This window comes from Enterobacter sp. EGD-HP1 (genome assembly GCF_000733275.2).
GTDB lineage: Bacteria > Pseudomonadota > Gammaproteobacteria > Enterobacterales > Enterobacteriaceae > Enterobacter.
Map to the genome: position 1 here is coordinate 185,987 of NZ_AVOP01000036.1, position 19,988 is coordinate 205,974.

Sequence of the window (19,988 nt, forward strand, 5' to 3'; positions counted from 1 at the left end):
CCGGGCCTACAAAATCGGGTGGCTCTGCCACCCTTTTTTATACCACCCGCACACCCGCCGCCATCGCCCGCTCCGGCGTTAACAACACGCTTTCACCGGCGTCATCGGTTTCCGCGCAGAGCAACATGCACTCAGACGTTTCGCCGCGCATCTTCGCTTTCGCCAGATTACACAGCACCACCACCGTTTTTCCCATAAGCTCCTCTTCCCGGTAATACGGCACCAGGCTGGTGACGGTTTGCAGCGTTTTTCCGCCCACATCAATCTGCGCGATATAGAGTTTGTCAGCGTTGGCGTGGCGCTTAACGTCCACAATCGTCCCCACGCGGATCTCCAGCTTTGCAAAGTCATCGTAAGCTATCGTGTCCATGCTCTCTCCTGGGTAAAGTTTTACTAAATACTAGCACGCTATTTGCCGGAAGCAATGGGCGGGATATTTACTAAAAACGGATGCATGTCCTGATTCATCCTTTACAATGGGTTATCACGTGGGGAATAAGGACAAACATGGCTACGCTCAAAGACATCGCGACGGAGGCTGGCGTTTCGCTGGCGACGGTATCCCGGGTTTTAAACGATGACCCAACGTTGAACGTAAAAGAAGAGACCAAACACCGCATTCTGGAGATTGCGGAGAAGCTGGAATATAAGAGCACAACGTCCCGCAAATTGCAGTCTGCCGCGGTGGGTCAGCAACACATTCTGGCGCTCTACAGCTACCAGCAAGAGCTGGAGATTAACGACCCTTACTACCTTGCCATCCGCCACGGCATTGAGACACAGTGTGAAAAACTGGGCGTCGAGCTGAGCAACTGTTACGCCAATGCCACCCTGCCAGAGAGTAAAAAACTGACCGGCGTACTGATTGTGGGCAAGCCCTCTTCAGCCGTCCTGCGCGCTGCAACTGCGTTAACGGACAACGTCTGCTTTATCGATTTTCACGAGCCCGGCAGCGCGTTCGATTCCGTCGACATTGACCTCTCGCGCATCAGCAAGCAGATCGTTGATTTCTTTATTGTTCAGGGCGTTAAGCGCATTGGCTTTATCGGCGGTGAAGATGAGCCCGGCAAAGCCGATATCCGCGAAGCCGCTTTTGTCGAGTATGGCCGTTTGAAAGGGGTGGTGTCAGAACAGGATATCTGGCGCGGCGGTTTTTCCAGCTCATCCGGATACGAACTGGCAAAAACCATGCTGGCGCAGGCAAGCTGGCCTGACGCGCTGTTTGTCGCCTCTGACTCGATAGCCATCGGCGTCTTGCGCGCTATTCATGAAAAAGGACTGGCGATTCCGGAGGACATTTCGCTCATTAGCGTGAACGATATCCCGACCGCCCGCTTCACCTTCCCGCCGCTCTCTACCGTACGTATCCACTCTGAAATGATGGGCAGCCAGGGGGTTAACCTGCTGCTGGAAAAATCCCGCGATGGCCGGGCGCTGCCGCTGCAGGTCTTTGTGCCGAGCGTGCTGAAACTGCGCGGCACCACCCGCTAATCCCCCTCGTTTGACACAATGCCGGGCATGCCCGGCTTTTTTTTATTTCGTGATCGAGTTAAAGCAAATCAAATTTACTGATTTTATTTAGTAAAATATTTACTAAAATCCTCAGCAATGATGTTTTACCCCTAAAGGGAGATCGCATGAATCGCTGGGAAAATATTCAACTTACGCATGAGAACCGGCTTCCGCCGCGTGCGTACTTCTTCTCATACGACACCGTCGCGCAGGCTCGCACCTTTGCCCGCGAGGCCAGCAGCCACTTTCTGTCTCTGAGCGGTAAGTGGAACTTTCGCTTTTTCACCCACCCCCTTCTGGTACCGGAAAACTTTACCTCTGAGTATATGGCCGACTGGGGCGACATTACCGTACCCGCCATGTGGCAGATGGAAGGGCACGGCCAGCTGCAGTACACCGACGAAGGCTTCCCCTTCCCGGTCGACGTGCCGTGGGTGCCTACAGACAATCCGACCGGGGCGTATCAGCGCCACTTCACGCTATCGGACGGCTGGCAGGGGAAGCAGACCCTCATCAAGTTTGACGGCGTCGAAACGTATTTCGAAGTCTACGTGAATGGTCACTACATTGGCTTTAGCAAGGGCAGCCGGCTGACCGCCGAGTTTGATGTCAGCCACGCGGTGCATAGCGGGCAAAACCTGCTCTGCGTGCGGGTGATGCAGTGGGCGGATTCTACCTACATTGAGGATCAGGACATGTGGTGGACGGCCGGTATTTTCCGCGACGTCTATCTGATCGGTAAAAATCCCACTCACGTGCGCGACGTCACGATCAAAACCACCTTTGACGAGGCATGGAAAGACGCCACCCTCTTCTGTCAGCTTGAGCTGGAAAACCTGGCCCCGCACGCATCAGCCGTGTCGCTGGAGTATGCCCTGTATGATGGCGACGCAGCGATCCATCAGGGCACAACCGACAGCCTGACCGTGACCCGTCACGCGGAAACCGCCTTTAGCATTGAGGTCAAACAGCCTCAGCAATGGTCTGCGGAATCCCCCTATCTCTACCATCTGGTAATGACGCTAAAAGATGTGGACGGGCAGACGCTGGAGGTCATCCCGCAGCGTATTGGTTTCCGCGACATCAAGGTGCGCGACGGTCTGTTCTACGTGAACAATCGCTACCTGAAGCTGCACGGCGTAAACCGTCACGACAACGATCACCAGAAAGGCCGCGCCGTGGGGATGGATCGCGTCGAGCGCGACCTGATCCTGATGAAACAGCACAACATCAATTCGGTGCGCACCGCCCACTATCCCAACGATCCGCGCTTCTACGAGCTGTGCGACATCTACGGCCTGTTCGTGATGGCGGAGACGGATGTGGAATCTCACGGCTTTGCCAACGTCGGCGACCTGAGCCGCATCACGGACGATCCGGCGTGGGAACATGTTTACGTTGAGCGCATCGAGCGCCATATCCACGCGCAGAAAAACCATCCTTCAATCATCATCTGGTCGCTTGGCAACGAGTCCGGCTACGGCTGCAATATCCGCGCCATGGCGCGGGCCGCAAAGGCGCTGGATGACACGCGCCTGCTGCATTACGAAGAAGATCGCGACGCCGAGGTGGTGGATATCATCTCGACCATGTACACCCGCGTGCCGCTGATGAACCTGTTCGGCGAGTATCCCCACGCCAAACCGCGCATCATCTGCGAATACGCCCACGCGATGGGCAACGGCCCCGGCGGTCTGAGCGAGTATCAAAACGTCTTCGATCGCCACGACTGCATTCAGGGCCACTACGTCTGGGAGTGGTGCGACCACGGTATTCAGGCGGCAGATGCCAGCGGCAATACGTATTACGCCTACGGCGGCGACTTTGGTGATTACCCGAACAACTACAACTTCTGCCTCGACGGGCTGATCTACTCCGACCAAACGCCGGGTCCGGGCCTGCGTGAATATAAGCAGGTGATTGCCCCGGTCAAACTGCGCTGGCAGAACGGCGAGCTGCACGTTGAAAATCGCTTCTGGTTCACCGGCCTGGATGATTACACCCTGCTCGTTGAGGTGCGTGCGGAAGGGGAAACGCTTTACAGCCAGCCGCTGCATATCACTGGCCTCGGGCCCGACAGCGTGCGCAGCATGCCTCTGGACCTGCCCGAACCCGACGAGCGCGAAGCGTTCCTGACCGTGCGCATCAGCAAAAACAGCCGCACCCGCTACAGCGAGGCGGGGCACGAGATTGCGGTGTATCAGTTCCTGCTTAAAGCGCGCACGGCTCACGCTACGCCGTTTATTAACGCCAACGCCACGCCGCTGCTGCTGGAGGAGGACCGCCTGAACTGTACCGTGACCGGACATAACTTCCGCGCACGCATCTCAAAAGTGACGGGAAAACTCTGTTCCTGGCAGGTTAACGGTGAGGAAAACATCACTCGTGAACCGAAAATTAACTTTTTCAAACCGATGATTGATAACCACAAGCAGGAGTATGAGGGACTGTGGCAACCCAACCATCTGCAGATAATGCAGGAGCACCTGCGCGGTGTTGAGATCGAGCAGCAGGACGATGCGATCGTCATTACGACCCGCACGCTGATTGCCCCGCCGGTGTTTGATTTTGGCATGCGCTGCACCTATCGCTGGCGCATTGCCGCCGACGGGCAAATTAACGTTGAGCTGAGCGGCGAACGCTACGGTGATTATCCGCACATTATCCCGTGCATCGGCTCTACCCTCGGCATCAACGGCGAATTCGACCAGGTGAGCTACTACGGACGCGGTCCCGGTGAGAACTACCCGGACAGCCAGCAGGCCAGCACCATTGACCTGTGGCACACCACGGTGGACGAGATGTTCGAAAACTATCCGTTCCCGCAGAACAACGGCAACCGCCAGCAGGTGCGCTGGGCAACGCTCGCCAACCGTCACGGCAGCGGTCTTCTGGTGGTGCCTGAACAGCCCATCCATTTCAGCGCCTGGCACTACACGGCAGAGAACATCCACGCCGCGCAGCACAGCAACGAACTGCGTCGCAGCGATGACATCACCCTCAACCTCGATCACCAGGTACTGGGCTTAGGCTCCAACTCCTGGGGAAGCGAAGTGCTGGACACCTGGCGCGTCTGGTTCAGGCCGTTCCGCTACGGCTTCACCCTGCTCCCGCTGGAAGGCGGACAAACCGCCGCGCAGACGCTGGCGCGCTATCAGTTCGGCACCGGTTTCTTTTCCATGAATTCACACAGCGAGGCAGACAAATGATCGTTCTCGACAGCCTGGAGCAGTTCCAGCAGCGTTATCGCACGGGCCGTAAATGGCAGCGCTGCACGGAGGCCATCAACAACATCGACAACATCCAGCCCGGCGTTGCCCACTCGATTGGGGATTCGCTGGCCTATCGCGTGACCCATGATGCCAGCACCGACGCGCTGTTCGTTGGCCATCGCCGCTATTTCGAGGTGCATTACTACCTGCAGGGCGCGCAGAAAATTGAGTACGCCGCAAAAGACGCCCTACAGCTTGTGGAGTGCTACCGGGATGAAACCGACCGCGAATACCTGAAAGGCGTGGGTCAAACCGAACAGGTGCGCGAGGGGCAAATCGTGATTTGTGAAAACCACGAGGCGTATCGCTTTATCAGCGAAACGCCGGCAAAAAAAGTCGTCCTCTATGTGACCATCGAAGACGGCTATTTCCATAACAAATAAAAAATCCAGCGGTGCCAATGAAGCACCGCCCTCCTCGTACCCGGAGATATGTTATGTCTGAAACTACCAAGCGTAATACCATCGGCAAATTCGGCCTGCTGTCGCTGACGTTTGCCGCCGTATTCAGTTTTAACAACGTTATCAACAACAATATCGAGCTGGGGCTCGCCTCGGCGCCGATGTTCTTTTTAGCCACCCTGTTCTACTTCATTCCTTTCTGCTTAATCATCGCGGAGTTTGTCTCCCTGAATAAAAACTCCGAAGCCGGGGTGTACGCCTGGGTGAAAAGCTCGCTGGGCGGGCGCTGGGCGTTTATTACCGCCTACACCTACTGGTTCGTAAACCTGTTCTTCTTTACCTCGTTATTACCCCGCGTCATCGCCTACGCCTCTTACGCCTTTTTGGGTTATGAGTACATCCTTACGCCGTTTGCCACCACGGTACTGAGCATGGTGCTGTTCGCTTTCTCAACCTGGGTGTCCACCAACGGGGCGAAAATGCTGGGGCCGATCACGTCTGTGACCTCAACGCTGATGCTGCTGCTGACCCTCTCCTATATTCTGCTGGCCGGTGCGGCGCTGATGGGCGGCGTGCAGCCAGCCGACCCGATTACCGTTGACGCGATGATCCCGAACTTTAACTGGGCGTTTCTTGGCATCACCACCTGGATATTTATGGCCGCCGGGGGCGCAGAGTCCGTTGCGGTATACGTTAACGACGTGAAGGGCGGGTCAAGATCCTTCGTTAAGGTGATCATTCTGGCGGGGATTTTCATCGGCGTGCTTTACTCCATCTCCTCGGTGCTGATTAACGTCTTCATCAGCAGCAAGGAGCTGAAATTCACCGGTGGTTCGGTACAGGTGTTCCACGGCCTGGCGGTATGGTTTGGCCTGCCGGAAGTGCTGATGAACCGCTTTGTCGGCCTGGTCTCCTTTACCGCGATGTTCGGTTCCCTGCTGATGTGGACGGCGACCCCGGTCAAAATCTTCTTCTCTGAAATTCCGAGCGGCATCTTTGGGCCAAAAACCGTGGCGCTGAACGAGAATGGCGTCCCGGCGCGCGCGGCGTGGATCCAGTATTTGATCGTCATTCCGTTAATGATTATCCCAACCATGGGATCGAACACCGCGCAGGAGCTGATGAATACCGTCATCAACATGACCGCGGCCGCGTCAATGTTACCGCCCCTGTTCATCATGCTGGCTTACCTGAACCTGCGTCGTAAGCTCGACCATCTCCCGCGTGATTTCAAAATGGGCTCACGCACCACGGGGATGGTGGTAGTGTCGATGCTGATTGTGATTTTTGCCATCGGCTTTGTGGCCTCAACCTTCCCCACCGGTGCCAATATTCTGACGATTATTTTCTATAACGTCGGTGGCATTGTCTTATTCCTCGGATTTGCCTGGTGGAAATACAGCAAATACGTCAGGGGATTATCAAAAGAACAACAACAAATAGAAGCGTCACCTGCCTCAAATATTAATTAACACTTAAGGCATGGATATTTTCTCATTGGGATGAGTGCATGAAAATTAAAGAGAAAACGATTGGGGCACTCGCTGCCCTCTCCTTCTGCTGCCCGTCATTTGCCGCAGAAGAGGCTCGGCCAGCGGAGCACGACGATACCAAAACGCCGGAAATGACCTCTCCATCATTTCGTTTTTATGGCGAGCTGGGGGTTGGCGGATATATGGATTTAGAGGGCCAGAATAAGCATAAATACAGTGACGGCACCTATATTGAGGGCGGTCTGGAAATGAAGCACGGGCACTGGTTCGGCCTGATTTACGGCGAGGGCTGGACCGTACAGGCTGACCATCAGGGGAACGCCTGGGTGCCCGACCACAGCTGGGGCGGATTCGAAGGCGGGCTTAACCGCTTTTACGGCGGCTACAAAACTGACGACAGCACCGAAATCATGCTCAGCCTGCGTCAGGACTCCTCCCTCGATGACCTGCAGTGGTGGGGGGATTTCACGCCCGATCTGGGGTATGTGATCCCCAACACCCGCGACATTATGTACGCGCTCAAGGTACAGAACCGCTCCGGTAACCTGCGCTACAGCGTCACCGCCACGCCTGCGGGGCATCACGACGAGAGCAAAGCCTGGCTGCATTTTGGCAAATACGATCGATATGACGATAAGTATACCTATCCGGCGATGGCCAACGGTTATATCCAGTATGACATCGTCAAAGACGTCACCTGGATGAACGGCCTGGAGGTCACCGACGGGACCGGTCAACTCTTCCTGACCGGCATTCTGTCGCCCAACCTGGCGGCGCGCGCCTGGCATCACACCGGACGCGCCAGCGGCAGGGACGTCTCCGGCACAGAGACCGGGTATATGGTCAGCGCCATGGTTGAAGCGTTAAAAGGCGTCTATCTCTCCACCGCCTACAGCTACGCAAAGCATCGCCCGGACAATGCCGCCGATGAAACGACCTCGTTTATGCAGTTCGGTATCTGGTACGAGTACGGCGATGGCCGTTTTGCTACCGCGGCCGACAGCCGCTTCTACATGAAAAATGCCTCCGGCGACCCGAGCGACCAGGTCTTCCTGATGCAATATTTCTACTGGTAAAAGGATCTTCCGATATGAAACTCAGCCTTACACCGCTGGCCTGCGCGCTGGCGCTCAGCTTTTCGGCTCACGCCACCACCCCAACTGATTTTAAAAACGTCATCAACCGTTCCGGTGCGCCGGAATACATGCACGATTTCGACGCTGACGACCACCAGCGGTTTAATCCCTTTTTCGATTTGGGTGCCTGGCATGGTCATTTGCTGCCGGACGGGCCGCAGACCCAGGGAGGATTTCCCGGCGTAGCGCTGCTCACCGAAGAGTACATTAACTTTATGGCGACCAATTTCGATCGCCTGAGCGTGTATCAGAACGGCAAAAAAGTCGATTTTACCCTTGAGGCCTACAGCATTCCCGGCGCGCTGGTGCAGAAGCTGAACGCAAAAGATGTGCAGATCGCGATGACGCTGCGCTTTGCCTCCGCGCGCACCTCGCTGCTGGAAACCCGCATCATCAGCAAGACACCGCTCGACCTGGTATGGGACGGCGAACTGCTGGAGAAGCTGGAGGCCAAAGAGGGCAAACCGCTGTCGAATAAGACCATCGACGGCGCGTATCCGGATTACCAGCGCAGGCTGGTCCCCACGCGTGACGGCCTGAAGGTGACCTTTGGCAAAGTGCGCTCCACCTGGGATTTGCTGACCTCCGGCAGTTCCGAATATCAGGTTCATAAATCCCTCCCCGTTGACACCACCGTCGACGGGCATCGCTTTACCAGCCGGGCGCACGTTACCGGCAGCACCACGCTGTATACCACCTATTCCCATCTGCTGAATGCCGATGAGGTAAAGCACGAGCAGGTGCAGATCCGCGATATCCTGGCGCGCCCGGCCTTCTATATGACGGCCTCGCAGCAGCGCTGGGAAGGCTATTTGCAGAAAGGGCTAACCAACCCTGATGCGACGCCAGAGCAAACCCGCGTGGCGGTGAAGGCCATCGAAACGCTGAACGGCAACTGGCGCTCGCCGGGCGGCGCGGTGCGCTATAACACGGTGACGCCATCCGTCACCGGACGTTGGTTCTCCGGCAACCAGACCTGGCCGTGGGATACCTGGAAACAGGCGTTTGCCATGTCGCATTTCAACCCGGCAATCGCCAAAGAGAACATTCGCGCGGTCTTCTCCTGGCAAATCAAACCCGACGATCCGGTTCGCCCGCAGGATGCCGGCTTTGTGCCGGACCTCATCGCCTGGAACCTGAGCCCGGAACGCGGCGGCGACGGCGGCAACTGGAATGAGCGTAATACCAAACCGAGCCTGGCGGCGTGGTCGGTGATGGAGGTGTACAACACCACGCAGGATAAGGCCTGGCTGGCGGAAATGTATCCTAAACTGGTGGCCTATCACGACTGGTGGCTGCGCAACCGCGACCACAACGGCAACGGCGTGCCGGAGTACGGCGCGACGCGCGACAAGGCCCATAATACCGCCAGCGGCGACATGCTCTTCACGGTGAAAAGAGGCGACAAAGAAGAATCCCTCTCCGGACTGAAGAACTATGCCAGAGTCATCGACAAGGGCCATTACGACAGTCTGGAGATCCCGGCGCAGGTTGCGGCCTCGTGGGAATCAGGGCGCGATGACGCCGCCGTATTCGGTTTTATCGATCAATCCCAGCTGGATAAATACATCGCAAACGGCGGCAAGCGCAGCGACTGGACGGTGAGTTTTGCCGAAAACCGCGACAAAGAGGGCAGGCTGTTGGGCTACTCGCTGCTGCAGGAGTCAGTCGACCAGGCGAGCTATATGTACAGCGACAATCACTATCTGGCGCAGATGGCGAGCCTGCTGGGTAAAGAGCAGGATGCCAGCCGCTACCGTCAGCTGGCGGATAGGCTCGCGAGCTACATCAATACCTGCATGTTCGATGCGAAGAGCGGCTTTTATTATGACATCCGGATTGAGGATAAACCGCTGTCGAACGGCTGTGCGGGTAAACCCATCGTCGAGCGCGGTAAAGGACCGGAAGGCTGGTCGCCGCTGTTTAACGGTGCGGCAACGCAGGCGCATGCGGATGCCGTGGTGAAGGTGATGCTGGATCCGAAAGAGTTCAACACGCACGTGCCGCTCGGGACTGCCGCGCTAACCAACCCGGCATTTGGTCCGGATATCTACTGGCGCGGCCGGGTCTGGGTCGACCAGTTCTGGTTTGGGCTGAAAGGGATGGAACGCTACGGCTACCGGGAACAGGCGCAAACGCTGGCAGAAAACTTCTTTAAGCACGCGAAGGGGTTAACGTCCGACGGCCCGATTCAGGAAAACTACAACCCGCTGACCGGCGCTCAGCAGGGCGCGCCTAACTTCTCATGGAGCGCGGCGCATCTTTACATGCTGTATAACGACTTTTTCCGTAAACGGTAACGAGGGTGCGGTCTGCTTTGCCGGGTGGCGCTGGCGCTTACCCGGCCTACAAGACCATCGCACCGGGCCACCCGCAAAAAACTACCGTGTAATCCACAGCGTGGGCCAGGCATCTGGCCCGTTCCAGTTGTCGCAGCTGGGCTCTTCCGCATAGCGCACCAGGCGGAAACGCTGGCCGTCAAAACGCCAGCGCGTCTGGATCCCGCAATCGCCCATACCGCGTCCCAGCGCGAGCGTTGTCAGCTCGCGCGTCTTCTCATCGAAGCTGGCGTTCATCAACTCCATCTCACTGCCGTCGCTTGACGGCGTAAACGGCAGACGCAGCCTGACGCTGCGTGTGGTGAACGGTTTTTTACGTGATACCAGCCATGCCAGATCGACCGTATTATAGGCCCCTGCTTCGCAGCTGACGATCAGCAACGCTTTGTCATCCGTCAACGCGGTGACGCGCACTTCCCGGCGGTTAGGATCCAGCGAGCACTGGCTGCTGTTCATCCGTCCGGTACCATAGTCCAGCAGGTCGTTCAGTTCGGCGTGGGAGAGTGGCGTCGGGGTCGGGTTGACGACCGCCACCTCTTTTAAGGCGGGAGCAGGCGGAACGCTTAACGGCGGTTCGTCACCTTTCTTGATCCACGCGGTTTCGCTGCCGACGCGCTTTTGCTGCGCATCAATGAACAGCAGCGCGGCCTTCAGACCGCTCAGTGAAATGACCTGCTTACCGCCGCGCAGGGTCAGGGCCTTCCCTTCCTGGATGTTTTTCAGAAAGGCGGTGATAGTGGCCGCATCGTCCGTTTTCAGATGCCATGGCGTGAGCTGCCAGCGCTGTTTGTCCAGCTTCAGGGGAACGTTATCCAGCAGCAGCCGGGGGGCAATCTCTGGCTCTTTGACCGACGGCGTATCAAGACCGCCAAGATCGATGCGCAGCGTGGCATCCGTTTTCGCCCCGGCGCTTCGGGTGAGCGTCATGACCAGACCACGGTGCTCACCGGTATTGCGCGCAAGGCAAAAGTTCTGGTTATTGCAGGTCACCTGCCAGTCAGAGAAGGCTTGCTGGGCAGGTGCAGCCCGCGCCAGCGGCGCGAGGAGCACACAAAACAGGGAAATTAAAAAGACGCTGTAGCGCATGAATGGCACAATCCCGGAACGAAAACGCTTAACTGGGCAGTATCTTCGTGTTCCCGCCGGGGTTGCTCAATCGGATTTATCAGATATACCCGAAAAACAGACTACATTCGTTCGAAAGCAGCGTTCATTAACCCGGTTGTCTGTAAATACTGCAGTAATATCACTGCCTTACCATCCCTGATTTCGCCTGAACGCATCATCTCCAGCGCCCGGGAAAAAGGAAGCTCCAGCACTTCGATATCTTCATCCTCAACGCCTCCGCCCCGGTGGGTGCGCTGCGCGTCGCTGTACTCCGCAATGAAGAAATGGACGAGCTCCGTCACGCCGCCCGGTGACATAAACAGCTCAAAGACTTTTTTGACCTCGCCCACTTCGAAGCCGGTTTCTTCTACGGCCTCTTTGCGGATACAAACTTCCGGCTCATCATCATCGAGCAGGCCCGCGCAGGTTTCAATCAGACGTCCGTCGGGGTTGCCATTGACCCATGTCGCCACCCTGAACTGACGGATCAGCACCACGCTCTGCTTTTCACGGTTATAGAGCAGAATGGTTGCTCCGTTGCCGCGGTCGTAGACCTCGCGCTTGTGGCGGATCACTTCACCGTTGTTACGCGTAAGATCATAGGTGATGTTACGCAGGACAAAGTAGTTTTCAGAGAGAATTTTGTCTTTGATAACGTTAATTTTCAGGGTCATACGGGCTCCACGACACAATGAGTCGTCCTATACTACGCCGTGAATCCCGCTTTGTCGCCCGCCGGTTTAATGATGTTTTGGCGCGTTAACCCCAAGCCAGTCGAGCATCCCTTGCGCCGCGTGACGTCCTTCCGCCATTGCGGTTACCACCAGATCCGCGCCGCGTACCGCATCGCCCCCGGCGAAGATCTGGGGGTTGGTCGTCTGGTAACGGTAACGGCTCTCAACGGAGGCAACGATCCGCCCCCAGTCATCCGTTTCGACACCCTGCGCCTGCAGCCACGGCATCGCGTGCGGGTTAAAACCAAACGCCATGATGACCGCATCTGCGGCCATCACGAACTCGCTGCCCGCCACGGGAACGGGCCGACGCCGTCCCTGCGCGTCCGGCTCTCCAAGCTCGGTACGCAGCATCCGGATACCGTTGACCTTTCCGTCAGGATCCAGCGTCAGCTCAACCGGCTGGACGTTAAATTCAAACGTCGCGCCCTCTTCTCTGGCGTTCTTCACCTCTTTCTTCGAGCCCGGCATGTTGGCCTCATCCCGACGATAGGCGCAGGTCACCTTCGCCGCACCGTGGCGTAACGCGGTGCGGACGCAGTCCATCGCGGTATCGCCCCCGCCAAGCACCACCACGTTTAAGCCCTGGGTGTCGATGAACGGTTCGCTGGCCGTCGCCGCCAGCCCCATAACGTGCCGCGTGTTGCCCACCAGGAAAGGCAGCGCGTCATAGACCCCCGGCGCGTCTTCATGCGGGATACCTGCCTTCATCGAGCGGTAGGTTCCCACCCCTATAAACAGGGCGTCGTAATCGTTCTTTAACTGCGACATCGACACGTCCTGACCCACCTCGCAGTTCAGCTCGAAGCGGATCCCCATCGCGGTAAATATCTCTCTGCGCCGCGCGAGCAGCGATTTGTCCAGCTTGAATGCCGGGATGCCAAAGGTCAGCAATCCGCCGATTTCCGGATGCCGGTCATAGACCGTCACGCTCACGCCGCTGCGCACCAACACGTCGGCGCACGCCAGCCCGGCGGGCCCCGCGCCGACGATCGCGACGCGTTTACCCGACGGCGTGACGGCGGACATATCCGGCCGCCAGCCCATTGCCAGCGCCCGATCGGAGATATAGCGCTCGATGTTACCGATGGTCACGGATCCCGCCTCTTCACGTATTGTGCAGGCCCCTTCGCATAATCGGTCCTGCGGGCAGACACGGCCGGTAATTTCAGGTAAACAGTTGGTCTGATGAGAAAGCTCGACCGCGCCGGCGATATCCCCCGCGTTGAGGCGCTCAATCCACTGCGGGATGTGGTTATGCAGCGGACAGGTCCATTCGCAAACGCTGTGCTCTCCGCATTTCAGACAGCGCGACGCCTCGCGGGCGGCCTGCCCGTCCCGGAACGGCAGGTAAATTTCGTTAAAATGGCTTACGCGCTCTGCGGCAGCCAGTTTATCGGGCTCGCCGCGTGGCGCCGTCCCCTGCATCTGCTGCAGTTTGGTGCGCGGAGCATCTTCTCCGACGGCCTCCGCATGCCAGGGCTGCGCCTCCAGACAGGCCGTGCGCTGTCGGCGCGATTTCGCCAGATGATCAAGGACAGCAGGCGTCGCCAGTGAGAGGACATCTGCCGGGCAATTTTCGATACAGGCCGGGCCGTGTGGCCGCCTCAGACAGAGATCGCATTTGTTCGCCGAGGCCTTCACGCTGCCGTTGTCGAGCGGGGTGACGATAATCTCCATCGTGCCAAACGGGCAGGCCACCGCGCAGGCCTTACAGCCGATGCATTTTTGTTGATTCACCTGTACGCTGTCATCGCATTTACTGATGGCGCCGTTCGGGCAGCTTTGCGCGCAGGGTGCATTTTCACAGTGATGACAGGTGACGGGGTGTCGCTTGTCGCCGGCTCTCAGGACCGTAATGCGGGGATGAAAATGGCGCTCGCTCAGGACGTGCTGCTCATCGTTGTGCGCCATCACGCAGGCCACTTCGCAGGCGCGACACCCAATGCACTGCTGGCTGTTAGCCATAATAAAACGATTCATAACCACACCTGTTTTTGGTTCAATAACCTTATTCTTTGTATGAATAAGGTATTTACGCATCACGGCGCGATCGGGCAATGTTCAAATGCCCGGAATGCCGAATTATTTACAGTGAACCTGTAGCAGATCAATTTTATTCAGAGAGCCGTTCTGTGACCGTTAAACGACCCGTTTCCGGAAGCCTTGCCTGGGCTTTCTTTTCGATCATTGTCTTATCCGTGCTGACCAGCACCGTCGCGCTGCTGACGCTGGCCAGCAGCCAGCGTGACGCCGAAGCCATTAATATCGCGGGTTCGCTGCGCATGCAGAGCTATCGTCTGGGCTACGAGATGCAGCGCAACAGCCCTTCCCTTGCCGCACATCGCGACAGCTGGCAACAGACGCTGAGCGCGCCTGCACTGCAGAAGCTGAACCGCTGGTACGTCCCGGACAATGTCAAAGCGCGCTACCAGCAGCTGCACGTGGCCTGGCTGGAGATGGATGCACACATCGCTCGCGGCGACAGCGCATGGTATCAAACCCATATTGAGGATTTTGTTGGCCGTATTGACGCCTTTGTGCTCGCCCTCCAGCACTACACCGAACATAAAATTCAGACGGTGACCCTGCTCTCGCTGGCGGGCGCTCTCGGGATCCTGCTCCTGACGCTGTTTACCCTGCGACGCATCCGTCGCCAGGTGGTGGTGCCGCTTAACAATCTGGTGGCGGCCAGCGAACGGGTTGAGCGTGGGGAATTTGCAACCCCGGCGCCGGATACCGCCCTGCCGAACGAGCTGGGCCAACTCTCCCGCGCCTTCAACCACATGTCAGCCGAGCTCGCGACGCTCTACCGTTCGCTCGAAGCCTCGGTCGCGGAGAAGACGCGGCATCTGCATGAAGCCCACCAGCAGCTCGACATGCTGTTCAAGTGCTCGCAGGCGCTGAATACCGGCCAGATAGACAGCCACTGCTTCCGGCATATCCTGCAGATTGTTCATGACTATACGCAGATGAATTATCTCGAACTGCGCACCAGCGACGACTGGCGGCTGTGTGAAGGGACGGAGTCTGAGGGCATCCCTCTGCAAAACCTGCCGGTACTGATGCAGGACACCCTTTACGGCGAGCTGCGCTGGCAAAGCGAGACGGACAGCGTCCCCCTTCCGCTGATGAGAAGCGTGGCGACCATGCTCGGGCGCGGGCTGTATTTTAACCAGGCGCAAAAACATTACCAGCAGCTGCTGCTGATGGAAGAGCGCGCCACCATTGCCCGCGAGCTGCACGATTCGCTGGCGCAGGTGCTGTCCTATTTGCGCATTCAGCTGGCGCTGCTCAAACGCGCCGTGCCGGAGGACAATACTCCGGCGCAGACTATCATCTCCGACTTCTCCCGCGAGCTGAACAATGCCTGGCAGCAACTTCGCGAGCTGCTCATCACCTTCCGCCTGACGCTGAACCACGCGAATTTACCCGCGGCGCTGCAGGAGTCGCTCGACGTCCTGCAGAGCCAGACGCAGGCGAAGCTGCATCTTGACTGTCGCCTCTCCTCGCTGGCGCTGGACGCGCAAAAGCAGGTGCATTTATTGCAGATCGTGCGTGAGGCCGTGTTGAACGCCATTAAACATGCACAGGCCAGCGAGATCACCATAAGCTGCGTGACCGCAGCGGACGGGACGCACAGCGTCAGCATTCGTGACAACGGCATCGGGATTGGCGAAGCCAGCGAGCCGCCGGGACACTACGGGCTGAACATTATGCGCGAACGTGCGCAACGGCTCGGAGGAAGGCTGCACTTTTCGCAGCCGCAAAACGGCGGCACGCTGGTCAGCGTGACGTTCCCGGTGCCCATGCCGTGAACGGGTAAATAACGGTAAAGAGGGAAGCGCAGGAAAAAGCGCATGATAATTTACATTATCTCCTTTATTTCTCCACGTTTGACCTGGGCCTTACCGCTAAAGTTATGCGGACAATAAACAATAATGACGTGCAGCAAAACGAGGTCACATTTTCATGGCGAATTTTTTCATCGATCGCCCCATTTTTGCCTGGGTGCTTGCCATCCTGTTGTGCCTGACAGGCGTCCTGGCGATTACTTCACTTCCTGTTGAGCAATACCCCGATCTGGCGCCACCTAACGTGCGCGTCACCGCAAACTACCCCGGCGCTTCCGCACAAACGCTGGAAAACACCGTGACGCAGGTTATCGAGCAGAACATGACGGGTCTGGATAACCTGATGTACATGTCCTCGCAAAGTAGCGCCACGGGTCAGGCGACGGTGACCCTGAGCTTTAAGGCGGGCACCGACCCGGACGAAGCGGTGCAGCAGGTCCAAAACCAGCTGCAGTCTGCCATGCGCAAGCTGCCCCAGGCAGTGCAGAATCAGGGCGTGACCGTGCGTAAAACCGGTGATACCAACATTTTGACCATCGCGTTTGTCTCGACAGATGGCTCGATGGATAAGCAGGACATTGCGGACTACGTCGCCAGTAATATTCAGGACCCACTCAGCCGGATTAACGGCGTCGGGGATATCGACGCTTACGGCTCACAGTACTCAATGCGCATCTGGCTCGATCCCAACAAGTTGAACAGCTACCAGATGACGGCAACCGACGTGACGGATGCCATTAAAGCCCAGAACGCCCAGATTGCGGTGGGGCAACTGGGGGGAACGCCGTCCGTCGATAAACAGGCCCTGAATGCCACCATTAATTCGCAATCCCTGCTGCAGACGCCGGACCAGTTTCGCAACATCACCCTGCGCGTGAATCAGGACGGGTCGGAAGTGCGTCTGGGCGATGTCGCTACGGTGGAAATGGGGGCGGAAAAATACGACTACCTGAGCCGCTTTAACGGCAATCAGGCCTCCGGTCTGGGGATTAAACTGGCCTCCGGCGCAAACGAAATGGCCACGGCCAAACTGGTGCTGGACCGTCTGGACGAGCTTTCACAGTATTTCCCGCACGGGCTGGAGTACAAAGTCGCCTACGAAACCACCTCCTTCGTTAAAGCGTCGATTGAGGACGTGGTGAAGACCCTGCTGGAAGCCATCGCGCTGGTGTTCCTGGTGATGTACCTGTTCCTGCAAAACTTCCGCGCGACGCTGATCCCCACCATTGCCGTCCCGGTGGTGCTGCTGGGCACCTTTGCGGTGCTTTACGCGTTCGGATACAGCATTAACACCCTGACGATGTTTGCGATGGTGCTGGCGATTGGCCTGCTGGTGGATGATGCCATCGTGGTGGTTGAAAACGTCGAGCGCATCATGAGCGAAGAAGGTCTCTCACCGCGCCAGGCGACGCGAAAATCCATGGGGCAAATTCAGGGGGCGTTAGTCGGTATTGCGATGGTGCTGTCGGCCGTCTTTATCCCGATGGCCTTCTTTGGCGGCACCACCGGGGCGATTTACCGTCAGTTCTCGATAACCATCGTCTCGGCGATGGTGCTCTCCGTGCTGGTGGCGCTGATCCTCACCCCCGCGCTGTGCGCCACCATTCTGAAACCGCTGCACAAAGGGGAGCAACACGGGCAAAAAGGGTTCTTCGGCTGGTTTAACCGGATGTTCAACCGCAATGCCGCACGGTATGAATCTGCCGTCGGTGGCGTGCTCCATCGCAGCCTGCGCTGGATGATGATTTACGTTGTGCTGCTGGGCGGCATGGTCTGGCTGTTTATGCACCTGCCCACCTCGTTTCTGCCCATGGAAGACCGGGGAATGTTCACCACCTCGGTGCAGCTCCCGAGCGGCGCAACGCAGCAGCAGACGCTGAAAGTGGTCCAGAAAGTGGAGCAGTACTTCTTCACCAAAGAGAAAGATAACGTGGTGTCCGTCTTCTCCACCGTGGGCTCTGGCCCGGGCGGAAACGGGCAGAACGTCGCCCGCATGTTCGTCCGCCTGAAGGACTGGGACGAGCGCGATACCAGAACGGGCACCTCGTTTGCCATCATTGAGCGCGCGACCAAAGCCTTTGCGCACATTAAAGAAGCGCGCGTCTTCGCCAGCAGCCCGCCGGCGATAAGCGGGCTGGGTAGCTCTGCGGGCTTTGATATGGAGCTGCAGGATCACGCCGGCGCGGGCCACACGGCGCTGATGGCGGCACGCGACAAGCTGTTAGCGCTGGCGGGCAACGATCCGGGCCTGACCCGCGTTCGCCATAACGGCCTCGACGACAGCCCGCAGCTGCAGGTGGATATCGATCAGCGTAAAGCGCAGGCGCTGGGCGTCTCGATCAACGATATCAATGACACCCTGCAAACGGCATGGGGCTCGAGCTATGTGAATGACTTTATGGATCGCGGCCGCGTAAAAAAAGTGTATGTCCAGTCCGCCGCGCCGTTCCGCATGCTGCCGGATGATATAAACCGCTGGTTTGTCAGGAATAACGCTGGGGGCATGGTGCCGTTCTCCGCGTTCGCCACCTCGCACTGGGAGAGCGGTTCGCCGCGTCTGGAGCGCTATAACGGCTACTCTGCGGTTGAAATCGTCGGGGAAGCCGCGCCGGGAGTGAGTACCGGTACCGCCATGGACACCATGGAAAAACTGGTGCAGCAGCTGCCTGCCGGCTTTGGTCTCGAGTGGACGGCCATGTCCTACCAGGAACGTCTCTCCGGGGCACAGGCCCCCGCCCTTTACGCGCTCTCTCTGCTGGTGGTCTTCCTCTGCCTGGCCGCACTGTATGAAAGCTGGTCGGTCCCGTTCTCCGTCATGCTGGTCGTGCCGCTTGGGGTTATCGGTGCGCTGCTGGCGACCTGGATGCGCGGCCTCGAGAACGACGTTTATTTCCAGGTGGGTCTGCTCACCGTAATTGGGCTATCGGCGAAAAACGCCATTCTGATCGTTGAGTTTGCCAACGAGATGAATGCCAAAGGCCACGAGCTGATGGCCGCCACGCTGCACGCCTGCCGTCAGCGCTTACGCCCGATCCTGATGACGTCGCTGGCGTTTGTCTTTGGCGTACTGCCGATGGCGACCAGTACGGGCGCAGGCTCCAGCAGCCAGCATGCCGTCGGGACGGGGGTGATGGGCGGCATGATTTCGGCCACCGTTCTGGCCATTTACTTCGTACCGTTGTTCTTTGTGCTGGTGCGTCGCCGCTTCCCGCTAAAGGAACGCGCTGAGTAAGTGATTGAAATAAAAAAAGGCGGCTTTATCGGCCGCCTTTTTATTGTGTGATTAATTCACACTATGGTTATTTTACTTATTTTAGTGCTCTTGCAATTCTTACTGAATGTCATTTACGAAGCATGCCTTCGATAAAATCTTTCCAGTTCCCCAGTTCACGTTCAATCATAACAACCTCTCTTATTATTATGCGCATTCTACAAAAACGGACCATCATTGTGAAGACTATTTAACCAATTACTGTGATTGTACCCCACGTCCTGCGGGGATTTATGATAAATATGAACGGAGAGGACTCAATTTTTTGTGACGGCTAGCAATATTTTGAAATAACCCTCCGGACGGGTGAGTTTTATTTTACCCGCTGAGTTTATTCGAAATTTAAACCGTATGGACATCTATGCTTAAATGATGAAAGAATATTCAGCGTACAGTTGTGAGTTGAATTAAGAAGAAGTGTAAATCCAGACAATTCCTGAATGTGTTATATTCTACTTAAGGATATATCTTCGAATTTACTGAACATTTAATCATCATTAGGTCAAAAGGATTCACCATGGTTGTGATGTACGGCATTAAAAATTGCGACACCATCAAAAAAGCCCGCCGCTGGCTGGAAGCAAATGGCGTGGAGTACCGTTTCCACGATTACCGAGCCGACGGGCTTGATGCAGAATTTCTGCATAGCGCGATCGGCGAACTGGGATGGGAAGCCCTGCTGAACACCCGCGGCACCACCTGGCGTAAGCTGGACGAATCTCTGCGCGCCAGCATAAACGACGCCGACAGCGCGGCAAAACTGATGCTCGAGATGCCGGCAATTATCAAACGCCCATTGCTCTGCGCGCCAGGGCAGCCTATGCTGCTGGGTTTCAGTGAAACCCTTTATTCCGACTTTTTTCGTTGAG

General features: G+C 57.2%; 14 protein-coding genes. 9 read left to right on the forward strand and 5 right to left on the reverse strand.

Annotation, left to right across the window (positions count from 1 at the left end; all coding sequences use genetic code 11):
• Positions 1 to 37: 37 nt before the first annotated feature.
• A complete protein-coding gene (locus N037_RS22160) occupies positions 38 to 370 on the reverse strand; it encodes a tRNA-binding protein (protein ID WP_023332968.1) in 333 nt (110 codons plus the stop codon).
• Positions 371 to 507: 137 nt separating this feature from the next.
• Between N037_RS22160 and ebgR the strand changes: the two genes are divergently transcribed.
• The 6 genes from ebgR (at position 508) to ygjK (ending at position 10,114) form a co-directional block, all read left to right on the forward strand.
• Positions 508 to 1,491, forward strand: coding sequence for a transcriptional regulator EbgR (ebgR, locus tag N037_RS22165; RefSeq protein ID WP_032643550.1), 984 nt, complete (start codon positions 508 to 510; stop codon positions 1,489 to 1,491).
• Between the two features lie 146 nt (positions 1,492 to 1,637).
• Positions 1,638 to 4,721, forward strand: coding sequence for a beta-galactosidase subunit alpha (ebgA, locus tag N037_RS22170; RefSeq protein ID WP_032643552.1), 3,084 nt, complete (start codon positions 1,638 to 1,640; stop codon positions 4,719 to 4,721).
• On the forward strand, positions 4,718 to 5,167 hold the full coding sequence (locus N037_RS22175) for a beta-galactosidase subunit beta (protein ID WP_032643554.1): 450 nt from the start codon (positions 4,718 to 4,720) through the stop codon (positions 5,165 to 5,167). Before ebgA ends, N037_RS22175 begins: the two co-directional genes overlap by 4 nt.
• A 53-nt stretch (positions 5,168 to 5,220) precedes the next feature.
• Positions 5,221 to 6,657, forward strand: coding sequence for an amino acid permease (locus N037_RS22180; protein WP_032643556.1), 1,437 nt, complete (start codon positions 5,221 to 5,223; stop codon positions 6,655 to 6,657).
• A 38-nt stretch (positions 6,658 to 6,695) separates the two neighbouring features.
• On the forward strand, positions 6,696 to 7,754 hold the full coding sequence (gene ygjJ, locus N037_RS22185) for a protein YgjJ (protein WP_032643558.1): 1,059 nt from the start codon (positions 6,696 to 6,698) through the stop codon (positions 7,752 to 7,754).
• A gap of 14 nt (positions 7,755 to 7,768) precedes the next feature.
• Entirely contained in the window at positions 7,769 to 10,114 is a 2,346-nt protein-coding gene (ygjK, locus tag N037_RS22190) for an alpha-glucosidase (protein WP_032643560.1), read from the forward strand.
• An 81-nt stretch (positions 10,115 to 10,195) separates the two neighbouring features.
• Here ygjK and N037_RS22195 read toward each other — a convergent pair whose 3' ends face one another.
• The 3 genes from N037_RS22195 to aegA all read right to left on the reverse strand — a co-directional run bounded on the left by N037_RS22195 (position 10,196) and on the right by aegA (position 13,977).
• A complete protein-coding gene (locus N037_RS22195; RefSeq protein ID WP_032643563.1) occupies positions 10,196 to 11,239 on the reverse strand; it encodes a DUF1176 domain-containing protein in 1,044 nt (347 codons plus the stop codon).
• Positions 11,240 to 11,340: 101 nt separating this feature from the next.
• Positions 11,341 to 11,934, reverse strand: a complete 594-nt coding sequence (gene nudK / locus N037_RS22200; protein WP_032643564.1) for a GDP-mannose pyrophosphatase NudK — start codon at positions 11,932 to 11,934, stop codon at positions 11,341 to 11,343.
• Positions 11,935 to 12,000: 66 nt separating this feature from the next.
• Positions 12,001 to 13,977 carry a formate-dependent uric acid utilization protein AegA gene (gene aegA / locus N037_RS22205; RefSeq protein ID WP_032643566.1) on the reverse strand — a complete coding sequence of 659 codons (1,977 nt, stop codon included), beginning with the start codon at positions 13,975 to 13,977 and terminating at the stop codon, positions 12,001 to 12,003.
• Between the two features lie 152 nt (positions 13,978 to 14,129).
• Here aegA and narQ point away from each other — a divergent pair, with 152 nt between their 5' ends.
• Together narQ and acrD are read left to right on the forward strand one after the other, a co-directional pair.
• Positions 14,130 to 15,812: a nitrate/nitrite two-component system sensor histidine kinase NarQ gene (narQ, locus tag N037_RS22210; RefSeq protein ID WP_032643632.1), complete on the forward strand. Its 1,683-nt coding sequence runs from the start codon at positions 14,130 to 14,132 to the stop codon at positions 15,810 to 15,812.
• Positions 15,813 to 15,966: 154 nt separating this feature from the next.
• The gene (gene acrD, locus N037_RS22215; RefSeq protein WP_023332979.1) at positions 15,967 to 19,080 is read left to right on the forward strand and encodes a multidrug efflux RND transporter permease AcrD; all 3,114 of its coding nucleotides are present in this window, start codon (positions 15,967 to 15,969) and stop codon (positions 19,078 to 19,080) included.
• A gap of 109 nt (positions 19,081 to 19,189) precedes the next feature.
• On the opposite strand, the gene ypfM is transcribed toward acrD, so the two are convergent.
• Positions 19,190 to 19,249, reverse strand: coding sequence for a protein YpfM (gene ypfM, locus N037_RS25000; protein ID WP_015572204.1), 60 nt, complete (start codon positions 19,247 to 19,249; stop codon positions 19,190 to 19,192).
• Between the two features lie 387 nt (positions 19,250 to 19,636).
• Between ypfM and N037_RS22220 the strand changes: the two genes are divergently transcribed.
• Positions 19,637 to 19,987, forward strand: coding sequence for an ArsC family reductase (locus N037_RS22220; protein ID WP_029739975.1), 351 nt, complete (start codon positions 19,637 to 19,639; stop codon positions 19,985 to 19,987).
• Position 19,988 lies beyond the last annotated feature (1 nt).

Coding starts and splice junctions, on each gene's coding strand:
- ygjJ (WP_032643558.1), top strand. CDS start 6,696: ATGAAAATTAAAGAGAAAACGATTGGGGCACTCGCTGCCCTCTCCTTC.
- N037_RS22220 (WP_029739975.1), top strand. CDS start 19,637: ATGGTTGTGATGTACGGCATTAAAAATTGCGACACCATCAAAAAAGCC.
- ebgA (WP_032643552.1), top strand. CDS start 1,638: ATGAATCGCTGGGAAAATATTCAACTTACGCATGAGAACCGGCTTCCG.
- ygjK (WP_032643560.1), top strand. CDS start 7,769: ATGAAACTCAGCCTTACACCGCTGGCCTGCGCGCTGGCGCTCAGCTTT.
- nudK (WP_032643564.1), bottom strand. CDS start 11,934: ATGACCCTGAAAATTAACGTTATCAAAGACAAAATTCTCTCTGAAAAC.
- ebgR (WP_032643550.1), top strand. CDS start 508: ATGGCTACGCTCAAAGACATCGCGACGGAGGCTGGCGTTTCGCTGGCG.
- N037_RS22175 (WP_032643554.1), top strand. CDS start 4,718: ATGATCGTTCTCGACAGCCTGGAGCAGTTCCAGCAGCGTTATCGCACG.
- aegA (WP_032643566.1), bottom strand. CDS start 13,977: ATGAATCGTTTTATTATGGCTAACAGCCAGCAGTGCATTGGGTGTCGC.
- N037_RS22180 (WP_032643556.1), top strand. CDS start 5,221: ATGTCTGAAACTACCAAGCGTAATACCATCGGCAAATTCGGCCTGCTG.
- N037_RS22160 (WP_023332968.1), bottom strand. CDS start 370: ATGGACACGATAGCTTACGATGACTTTGCAAAGCTGGAGATCCGCGTG.
- N037_RS22195 (WP_032643563.1), bottom strand. CDS start 11,239: ATGCGCTACAGCGTCTTTTTAATTTCCCTGTTTTGTGTGCTCCTCGCG.
- acrD (WP_023332979.1), top strand. CDS start 15,967: ATGGCGAATTTTTTCATCGATCGCCCCATTTTTGCCTGGGTGCTTGCC.